The 9,443-nt window shown below is 43.1% G+C and carries 8 protein-coding genes and 1 other RNA gene; 2 read left to right on the top strand and 7 right to left on the bottom strand.

The window, feature by feature from the left end; translation table 11 throughout:
- Nucleotides 1-828: 828 nt before the first annotated feature.
- A complete protein-coding gene (locus tag LBL30_04155; GenBank protein ID MDR1032282.1) occupies nucleotides 829-1,797 on the bottom strand; it encodes a hypothetical protein in 969 nt (322 codons plus the stop codon).
- Nucleotides 1,798-2,046: 249 nt separating this feature from the next.
- Nucleotides 2,047-2,310, bottom strand: coding sequence for a hypothetical protein (locus LBL30_04150; GenBank protein MDR1032281.1), 264 nt, complete (start codon nucleotides 2,308-2,310; stop codon nucleotides 2,047-2,049).
- A 247-nt stretch (nucleotides 2,311-2,557) separates the two neighbouring features.
- Here LBL30_04150 and LBL30_04145 point away from each other — a divergent pair, with 247 nt between their 5' ends.
- On the top strand, nucleotides 2,558-3,934 hold the full coding sequence (locus tag LBL30_04145; GenBank protein ID MDR1032280.1) for an amino acid carrier protein: 1,377 nt from the start codon (nucleotides 2,558-2,560) through the stop codon (nucleotides 3,932-3,934).
- 8 nt (nucleotides 3,935-3,942) lie between these two features.
- On the opposite strand, the gene accC is transcribed toward LBL30_04145, so the two are convergent.
- Genes accC through LBL30_04120 form a run of 5 tightly spaced genes read right to left on the bottom strand, consistent with a single transcriptional unit; the run spans nucleotide 3,943 to nucleotide 8,940 of the window.
- Nucleotides 3,943-5,286 carry an acetyl-CoA carboxylase biotin carboxylase subunit gene (gene accC / locus LBL30_04140; protein ID MDR1032279.1) on the bottom strand — a complete coding sequence of 448 codons (1,344 nt, stop codon included), beginning with the start codon at nucleotides 5,284-5,286 and terminating at the stop codon, nucleotides 3,943-3,945.
- A 12-nt stretch (nucleotides 5,287-5,298) separates the two neighbouring features.
- Nucleotides 5,299-5,802 (bottom strand): acetyl-CoA carboxylase biotin carboxyl carrier protein, encoded by a 504-nt coding sequence (accB, locus tag LBL30_04135; GenBank protein ID MDR1032278.1) that lies wholly within the window; start codon nucleotides 5,800-5,802, stop codon nucleotides 5,299-5,301.
- Nucleotides 5,803-5,837: 35 nt separating this feature from the next.
- Nucleotides 5,838-7,235: an insulinase family protein gene (locus LBL30_04130; GenBank protein MDR1032277.1), complete on the bottom strand. Its 1,398-nt coding sequence runs from the start codon at nucleotides 7,233-7,235 to the stop codon at nucleotides 5,838-5,840.
- 6 nt (nucleotides 7,236-7,241) lie between these two features.
- Nucleotides 7,242-8,675: an insulinase family protein gene (locus LBL30_04125; GenBank protein ID MDR1032276.1), complete on the bottom strand. Its 1,434-nt coding sequence runs from the start codon at nucleotides 8,673-8,675 to the stop codon at nucleotides 7,242-7,244.
- Nucleotides 8,676-8,727: 52 nt separating this feature from the next.
- Nucleotides 8,728-8,940 carry a hypothetical protein gene (locus tag LBL30_04120; GenBank protein ID MDR1032275.1) on the bottom strand — a complete coding sequence of 71 codons (213 nt, stop codon included), beginning with the start codon at nucleotides 8,938-8,940 and terminating at the stop codon, nucleotides 8,728-8,730.
- Between the two features lie 100 nt (nucleotides 8,941-9,040).
- On the opposite strand from LBL30_04120, the gene rnpB reads away from it, so the two are divergent.
- Nucleotides 9,041-9,422, top strand: an RNA gene (gene rnpB / locus LBL30_04115) — RNase P RNA component class A.
- The last annotated feature ends 21 nt before the right edge of the window (nucleotides 9,423-9,443 follow it).

The raw sequence follows: 9,443 nt of genomic DNA, 5'->3' as shown, positions 1-9,443 counted from the left end.
AAGCAGATTGAGCTTGAAGGTAAGAAGTGGGGATTTCGTGTGATGGGTGTTTACACGTTCTAAGCTTCTTAGGATTTTAGAGTATAAAAGCCCTTGCCTCATGAGGTAGGGGCTTTTTGGTTTAAATAATAATTGTTTAGTAGGGTTACTAACTAAGGCGGACATGAGTAAAGGTGAATCATTACAGATATCTAAATACTCAGGCAAACTAGCTAATAAACTCAATAATATGTCGCTAAGGCGGCACCTAGAAGGCTCTGAGGTTTCATCGGTTGCCAATTTTGCAAACTAAATGCTTCTCTTTGTAAAATCAATGACCGCTGCTGGATTAGCGCTTAACTGTTTATTAATGTATGCGGTTAGGAAAACTTTGCAGTTTCTAAACCATCTCAAGCATTTAGAAAGCTTCGATGATTCAGTATTATATTTACTGAGAGTGGCCCTGAGGCCTCCGAGCCGTCGCTGAAACGATATACTATAAAATTTACTTAACCATCTAAAGAATCACCATGATGACTATCGCATTTTTCAGAAGATCCTTCTGTAACCAATGCAATATCGGCTAGCCTTTTCAATAATAGAATTATCGCAATGTTTAAGTTTTAGTATAGCGCAAAACTGCCAATCATTAGCTATAGGGCTTTCTATCTAATTCCAGCGTGGTTTGCGCCTATCATGACTACACTCATGAAATATCTGAAGGAAGATTACAACATATTGAGCCATTAACGTAATGGATTCTTATATTTCAATTTTCACAAAGAGGAAGAGGCGTGAATGAAGGAATCATCACGCCTCTTGGTCTTCGGCATTTGATCTGAAAGAGCGTTATTTACTATCTAGCTCAGGGTTATGTTCTATTCCTAAAATCTCCCGCAAGCGAGTGGCTATTGTAGCATCGGCAGACAACAACCGTGATGCTTGCGACTCCCTAGCAGCATTTACTTCTGGACTTGCACTAAATGGCATAAGATGCTTCAGCATAAATTGATCTGAAGACGGAGCCTTAGGCAAATCGTCAGCAGCAACAACCAGCGCAACCTCTACATCAGTAAAATCCTGGCCTAGATAATATGCAACAACTGAACGCCAACCATCGATGTATAAAGTATCAAAGGTCGTATCTGCAATATCACATTGATTGCTCGAATATGACACTAAACTACGATCTGCCAAGATGGGGCGCCCTATCGCCAAACCTTTTAAGAACGCATGCATTGGTTCTTTATATTTCGGATCAGCTCTCTGCTCTATATAAACTAAATTATTTACTAATAAATCATAATCACCCATCAGCATTGGCACGACGGGTACATACCCAACTGTATGAAATAGATACATTTCAAGCCTTATCGATTGCGGGTTATCGCCGCGATTAAGAAGTATTGCTTCTATCATCGTATTAGTCAGAGCAGATAAAAATTCAGCGGTAATGCTTCCTAATGGATAAACTACTGCATTTAAAGCATCGCATAACTTGCCAATTGAGATTCTATCGTTAGCAACACCTTTTGCTGGAATTAAAAGATAATCTACGAACTCCTTCTGCGCATTGGGTTCTAATAGATAATAAGCCTTAAGTAGGCTGGTAGGTGTGAAATTATACTCATCCAACATCGCAGAAAAAATTGACTCTCGCTCACTATTCCTTGGAGGTAAAAACCTAGTTAATGTTGCAAAAGTTATCTCTATTAGATCAGGATTATAGTATCCCGCTTCCTCGAAGCTAGCCAACACAGAAGGCATACTCAATCTCAAAAATAAAGCTGCCCGGTCTCTATTTTTTGCTATAGCCAAAGATTGTTTAGCTAAATTTAAATCTGAGCCAGCTTGTTGAACATCGTCCGCTGTAGCCTGGCTTGATCTATGCTCGGCTTTTTTTGTTCGCAATTGGTCGCGTCGCTCTGACACTTTATCATCAGCTTGTTGTCTTTCGTCACTTACAAAAAACCGCACATCTCTCGCTTGAGTGAAAAAAACCTCACGAGCTCAAGATCAGGAAGTCCTGCAAATAACTTCATTGCATTTTTCGAAAATAGCTGAAACTTATTTTGTATTTTTTTTAAACTCACCCGATTGGTTCTGCGCTTTTTGGAAAAAACTAGCTATCTCTAAAACAGTCGTTGCGTCTTGTGGATTTCCAGCAATACGAACTCGTGGAAACACCTCAGTTTCTGCTTCGCTCTGGGCAAATGAATCGCCTGCCGTCTTTATTCTCTCAGGACGTCGAAACATTGCATCTACTGTTGAGCCGCTAAAGCAGCTGAAGGCTACAGCCGCAGCGTTTGCTAATAACAATTTCTTATTCATTTTATTCTCCTAATGTTAAAATGCTAACGATGTACTTATATACTATATCAATATCATTTGTCAATAACTTTTTTAAAAAAAATACTAAACAAATCATTAAAAGTTTTGTGCAGCGCCTCTTGTGCTAAAAATCAAGCTCATTAAAAGCTAAATCAGCCTTCTGTTTGCAAATCACCTCATCAAAGCATTGCCGCAATCTTTTTTTTACGAAAAAGCCCTAACATCCCATTATAACGCGTAAACAGCCTTGCTAAACATATCTATAGCGGATAGTTTTGTGGGCATGGAGCTAATAGAGCAATACATTATCACACTTAACGAGTGGATTTGGGGATGGCCGCTAATAACGCTGCTGCTTGGTGCAGGAGCTTATTTTACCGTTAAACTTAAAACACTTACGCTCGCCAATTTGAAGCTTGGCATTAGATACGTTTTTGAGAAAGAAAACCACAGCCACAGCGGCGATATTTCAAGCTTTGCGGCCCTATGTACAGCGCTTTCGGCAACGCTTGGTACCGGCAATATTGTTGGCGTTGCGGTCTCTATAACCGTAGGCGGGCCTGGCGTGATATTCTGGCTTTGGGTTTCATCTCTGCTTTGCTTATCCATTAAATATGCTGAAGGCGTGCTGGCCATAAAATACAGAATAACCAACCAATATAAGCAAATTATAGGCGGTCCGATGCGCTATATAGAGGTTGGTTTAAAAAGCCGATTGCCTGCAAAAATGTATGCCCTGTTCGGGGTTTTTGTGGCCATTCTTGGGATAGGGACGCTGGCGCAAAGCAACTCTATAGTGGCAGCGGCAGGAACATTTGGCATGTCGTCGACCATTGCCATAACGCTGCTTAGCGCCATAGTTGTTGCCGTGACCATAGGCGGGCTTAAGCGTATATCTCAAGTCGCTCAGCAGATTGTCCCAATCATGACCGTGATATATATCGGTGCCGCGATTTTGATATTGCTGCTGAAAATCGACCAGATACCGCAGGCTTTTTATCTGATATTTCAAGGAGCTTGCTCTCCTCAAGCGATTTTAGGTTGTGGGGCGGGGGTTACTGTTGCAAACGTTGTGCATATAGGAATCAGCCGAGGTATTTATGCTCATGAATCTGGCCTTGGAAGTTCGGCGATCGCTGTTGCTACAGCGAAGACAGACTCTTCTGTCAAGCAGGGCTTAATATCAATGGTCGGGGCGCTTTTATCTGTCGTTGTGTGCACTATGACAGGGTTGGTTTTGCTTATAACAAACGCTGATACTGGATTTTTCAGCGTTACAAGAAGCATAGACGGCAATCTGCTGACCTCATGTGCTTTTGTGGCTGGGCTTGGCATGGGCGAGTTTGGAAAATACATCGTTAGCCTTAGCATCATCTTCTTTGCATTCACCACAATAATAGGGTGGAACTTTTATGGAGAAAAATGTATTCAGTACTTGCTAAATGATAAGTATGTTATTCCCTATAAAATCGTATTTGTATGTTGCCTAATCTCAGGGGCTTTTTTGAAAATCGATACGGTCTTTGTGATTGCGGATATAGTGATTGGCCTTATGATAATCCCCAATGTACTTGGAATTATTGGCTTAAGGAAAGAGCTTACAAAGGAAAGCCTTATTTCTTAAAATAGGGCCTACTGTAAAGCCGCCATCATTCTTTCAAGCGTGGTGATGTCATATCGGCCTGAAATAACTTCTGGATTATCGATAATGCGCAAATGCAGGGGAATAAGGGTTTTTACTCCAGAAATAACGTATTCGCTTAGCGCGCGTTTAAGCCTGGCCAGGCACCTTTTCCTGTTTACTTCATAAACAATAAGCTTGGCGGCCAAGCTGTCATAATACGATGGAATCTTATAGCCAGAATAAAGATGGCTGTCGATTCTGACCCCTGGACCGCCTGGGGAGTGATAACTGCTGACTAGTCCTGGCGAAGGAGCAAAGGTATCGGGGTCTTCTGCATTAATCCGACATTCTATGGCATGACCGGAGAGCTTTACGTCTTGCTGAGAGAACGATAGCTTGTCATCTGCGGCAATTTTGATCTGCTCTTGCGCTATATCTATGCCGGTTATTTGTTCGGTTATTGGGTGCTCTACCTGAAGGCGAGTATTCATCTCTATAAAATAAAAATGGCCGCTAGCATATAAAAATTCAATCGTTCCAACGCCACGGTATCCAAGCTGCTTAATTGAATTAGCGACCAGTTTACCAAGCTCAGCTCGTTGCTCAGGCGTAATAACGGGGCTGGGCGATTCCTCAAAAACTTTTTGATGCCTGCGCTGCAATGAGCAGTCACGCTCACCCAAGTGTATAACATTGCCAAAGTTATCGGCGATCACCTGAATCTCTATGTGCTTAGGGTGCGGCAAGTATTTTTCTATATAGACCTCGCTGTTACCAAAGGAAGCTTCAGCCTCGCTTTTGGCCATTTGGATGGCCTCAGCTAATTCAGACTCGCTACGGACGATCTTCATGCCGCGGCCACCACCGCCGCTTGTAGCCTTAATCAGGATGGGATAGCCGATATTACGGGCGATACTTTGTGCTTCAGGTAAACTGGATACGCCGCCGTCAGATCCTGGAACGATTGGGATACCCAGCTTAGCGGCGATTTTTTTAGCCTTAACCTTATCGCCCATATCTGTAATGTGCTGAGGCGAAGGGCCGATGAAAACCAAGTTGTGATCCCTAACAATCTCGGCAAACTCGGCATTTTCGCTTAAAAATCCAACACCTGGGTGTATAGCGTCAGAATTAGTTACCGTTGCGGCGGTAATGATAGCCGGTATATTTAAATAACTGTCTTTGCTTAAAGGGCCGCCTATACACACGCTTTCATCGGCTAAGCGTACATGCATAGAATCAGCGTCGGCGGTAGAGTGCACAGCAACTGTATGAATCCCAATGTCGCGACAAGCACGCATAACCCGAAGGGCAATCTCGCCGCGATTGGCAATGAGTATCTTTTTAAACATCGACGGGTGAACCTAAACAATGACTATCAAAGGTTCACCATACTCCACTGGCTGTCGGTCTTGTACCAAAACCTCTTTCACAGTCCCTGATTTTGGGGCTTTGATCATGTTCATAACCTTCATGGCCTCGATCACCAGCAAAGTCTGACCTTCGGATACCGTTTCACCAACCTTCACAAATGGATCCGCCCCTGGAGACGGCGCAACGTAAACAACACCTACCATAGGCGACCTAATGGCTTCGCTTTCTGTGCCTACCTCATCGGGCTCTGATGTTGATTGGGCGGTTGTTGCTGTGGAAAGGGTGGCTTCAGGCTGAGCCTCCTGCGGCAATTGCACTATGGCAGAAACAGCAGCAGGGGCGGCCAATGCAGCATTTACCACCTGCACATTCTTGGCAACCCTTATGCGTAGATTGTCAAGCTGATACTCAATTTCGGTTAGTCCTGTCTCTTTTAACAGATCGGCAAGCGACCGAACTGCTTCGGCATCGATTTGATCTTTTTTACTTTCCATATCTTTAAATTATATATGAAAATCAGAGGACAGGTCTATTGCTTAGTCTGCGGCGTAGGCGTGGTAATTTCTGGTTGACCAACGATTATGCAGGTTATTTTGTCTGGATCGATCAGTTTTTTGTTAAACACATCTTGAATATCTTGCAAAGTTAAAGCGCTGACCTTAGCCGGATAATCGTATAAGTATGACAAAGGCAGCCGAGCCACATGCATGCTCATAAGATAACTCGCAAGCGTTTTACAATTAGAAAATGCGTTATAAAAATCCTTTAACAACTGTCCTTTAGCTAAAGCAAGCTCATCTTCTTCGATTTTTGAGTTGTCTTTCTTGCTGGCATCAAACTTCAGTTTATAAACAACATCTTTCATCATATTGACAACTGTATAGGCTGTTTTGTTGGAAGTTTCCCCAATCCCCACAAGCATGTCTGCATTAACATAATTCTTGACGTTAGTCATAATATAATAGGCCAGCCCTTCGTCTGCGCGGATTTTTTTAGCAAGTCGAGAACATTGATACGGTCCACCAAGTATCACATTCGCTGCTCGATAAGCCACGTAATCCGGATGACCAGTAGAAATTCCTTCTGTATAAAATGCTATAATTGATTGCTTTGTGTCATTATGTACAATCTTCAAGTCGCTAGAGCACTTTGGAGTAACTCGCGCAAGTGTTTTGCGTTTTCCACCAGACGGCACATCAGCAAACAGACGATCAACCAAGTTGACAGCCTCCTTGGCATCAATATTGCCAACTAACACTACAAATATATTTTGAACATTTAACACCGACGACCAAAACTTTCTTAGTACGTTTCCGCTTACACGTTTATAAGTCTCTTCTGTCGGCAACCTTCCATAAGGATGCTTAGGAAAAGCAGATTCTCTAATTGCCTTTCTTGCCAAATATTTTGGATCTTCTATTAAAGATTTATATTTATCGCACAGCTGATTAACAGCAATCTTAACCAGCTTATTGTCAAATGTTGGTTTGGTTATTACGTCTTTTATTATATCGGCAGCTTTGTAAAGCGAATTTTTAAGGGCCGTAACGCTACAGAACATATCGTCATCAGATGCCGAAAAGAAAAGCTCAGCGCCTAAATTAAGCAAAGCTTTATTGATATCCATTTTACTCATATTACCGGCACCATCGCGAATGGTTTTGGTAAGGACTTCCATAAGCCCCTTTTTGTCATCCGACTCATACGCGCTACCCAAACCTGCGAATCTAACTTTCAAAGCAATCATCGGCGTTCGATGATCTTCATAAAGCCAAATTTTGATGCCATTTTTTGCCACAAGCTTTTGGACGGCTATAACTGGTCGATTCTGAGCCTCTTGAGCCGGCGGCACGCCTTCATCTGCGCATATCACCGAGGAGGTCAAAACGCCAAGCACAACAAGCACATATTTTTTCAATGAAACCATTGCGTACTATCTCCTTCCGCCCGCAGAAACTGCAGAAAATTGCGAATCTGGCCACATAACAACAACCGCCACTGGTGGGCGCATCAAACATTCTCTTGCAACCTGATTAACAAAATCCACGGTCAACGTTTTTAGAATATCTAAAATCTTTGAATAAGAATCGTTTTCAAACATAGCCTCGAAATACCGTCCTGACGACATATAACCCTGCATTGCATACATGATGGATATAACGCGTCTGTTTCTGGCAAGATCAAACTCTTCAACCGTTAAGCCACTTTGGCATTTTTGTTTAATCGCCTCCAAAAGGCGTTTTTCAAGGATGTTCATCTTGGTATTGGGTGCAGGTGACGCAGCGATTTCAATTCTGTAAGGGTGCCTCAAGTTCATCTCAGCTGACAACCCTATTTTGGCCGCAATCTTGTGTTTTTCAATCAATTCTTGATACAGCCAGCTTATATCATCACCAGCGATTGAGTTAAGAAACAGTTCCAGCGCAACAGCCCGCTGTAAATCTTTATTATAGCAAACATCCGGCTGCCAAATCAGCGATACAACGGGATGCCCGAACTGATTGTTGTACTTCTCAAGCCGCAGAAAGGTCTTGCTAGAGTAATGTTTAGCGTTTTCTTCATCGTAAGCTTTGCTGGGTGCCGCCGACCTTGGAATGTCGCCAAAATATTTCTCGACCAACCGCACTACTTGATCGAAAGACACATCCCCAATGACGATGATTTTGGTGTTTTCAGTACAGTAATGCCTCTGTTTAAACAGCGTTGCGTCATCAAGGGTCAATTCGCTTACTTCAGGCAACCATCCAGCTATCGGCCGTTGTAACGGAGTTCCAAGACATAAGGCATTCGACAGATAATTGGACAACAGCTCTTTAACCTGACGTTCGTACATACGCACCTCTTCCAGTACGACACTACGTTCGCTTAACGCCTCTGCAGGAGGAACCGCGCTTTCCTTAAACCTATTTGATTCGATATCTGCAAAAAGCTCTAAGTGCTCCTTAGGTCCGTACTCCCAGAACACGGTGCGATCCAGCGCAGTATAAGCATTTATAGTTGCAGAGTTTTTCAGCAAATCGCCCAACAACTTTTCCTTTGGATATTTGGTGGTTCCTTTGAACATAAGGTGCTCAAGATAGTGGGCAACGCCGCTTTTCCCTGCCGGATCGTCCATACTGCCCGACATTACACATACGGAGAAGTACACCATAGGGGCAAAGTGATTCTCAAAGACCAGCAACTCTATACCGTTTGCTAGCTTAGTTTTTTTGGCTTTCTTGGGATCCAGGTCAGAAAAGTCTAATTGAAAATTTTGAGCGTTTTTAGTCTTATCGGCCGCAGGCTTCTGCGCATTGCACCAACAACCGCAGATTTGATATATAGCCAGAAGAAAGCAGAAAAATCCCCTAATCATTCTCTCCCTCATTTCCAATAACACCAAAACACCCTAGAACAGTCTGGCTCTAACATACGTGCCTTCACTTAGACGACTTGCGTTTCTTTTTCGTATCCTTTTTCGGCAAGATATCTTCACCATTTTCTGGCGCAGGACAATCATAAGCATCAGGAGGAACTATCAGCGCGTTATCTTTAATTTGGTAAACATTGGTTGCCCGGATTCCCATTTTCTCAAAGGCTTTGCAGCCGCTTAGTAAAAAGATAACGCAAAGCAAAAGCACCCTTAAAATCATATTGTTCCTACACTGATAAACTGTAATATCTTGGCTTTAAGGTATCTCAACGATCTTTTCTTTGCAACATGGATGTTTTGTGTCATAAAATACAATTGGGCGAGAAAGTTGGGTGATTGCTGCAGTTTTATGCAGAGGAAAGTCCGGGCTCCACAAAAGCAAGGTGCCAGATAACGTCTGGCGAGGGTGACCTCAGAGAAAGTGCCACAGAAAATATACCGCCGGGTTTGCGCTCGGTAAGGGTGAAAAGGCGGGGTAAAAGCCCACCACGCCGTTGGTAACAGCGGCGGTAAGGCAAACCTCACCTGGAGCAAGACCAAATAGGGGCATGTGTCAGTTTTGACGTGCGAGCTTTTGCGCATATCATGTCCGGGTTGGTTGCTAAAGCCAGGCGGCGACGCTTGGTGCAGATGAATGATTACCGTCACATAGCTTGGAAGAGCCATGTGCTACAGAACCCGGCTTACAGACTTTCTTTCCACCAACATTTTAAAAGGCGCTTG

The organism is Holosporales bacterium, from assembly GCA_031263535.1.
Lineage (GTDB): Bacteria > Pseudomonadota > Alphaproteobacteria > UBA3830 > JAIRWN01 > JAIRWN01.
The sequence above is the reverse complement of the archived record's forward strand: the minus strand, read 5'-3'. Positions and strand labels throughout refer to the sequence as shown.

What these genes read in the sequence shown, in the direction of transcription:
- LBL30_04130 (MDR1032277.1), bottom strand. Translation starts at nt 7,235, where the DNA reads ATGGTTTCATTGAAAAAATATGTGCTTGTTGTGCTTGGCGTTTTGACC.
- LBL30_04150 (MDR1032281.1), bottom strand. Translation starts at nt 2,310, where the DNA reads ATGAATAAGAAATTGTTATTAGCAAACGCTGCGGCTGTAGCCTTCAGC.
- accB (MDR1032278.1), bottom strand. Translation starts at nt 5,802, where the DNA reads ATGGAAAGTAAAAAAGATCAAATCGATGCCGAAGCAGTTCGGTCGCTT.
- LBL30_04125 (MDR1032276.1), bottom strand. Translation starts at nt 8,675, where the DNA reads ATGAGGGAGAGAATGATTAGGGGATTTTTCTGCTTTCTTCTGGCTATA.
- LBL30_04120 (MDR1032275.1), bottom strand. Translation starts at nt 8,940, where the DNA reads ATGATTTTAAGGGTGCTTTTGCTTTGCGTTATCTTTTTACTAAGCGGC.
- accC (MDR1032279.1), bottom strand. Translation starts at nt 5,286, where the DNA reads ATGTTTAAAAAGATACTCATTGCCAATCGCGGCGAGATTGCCCTTCGG.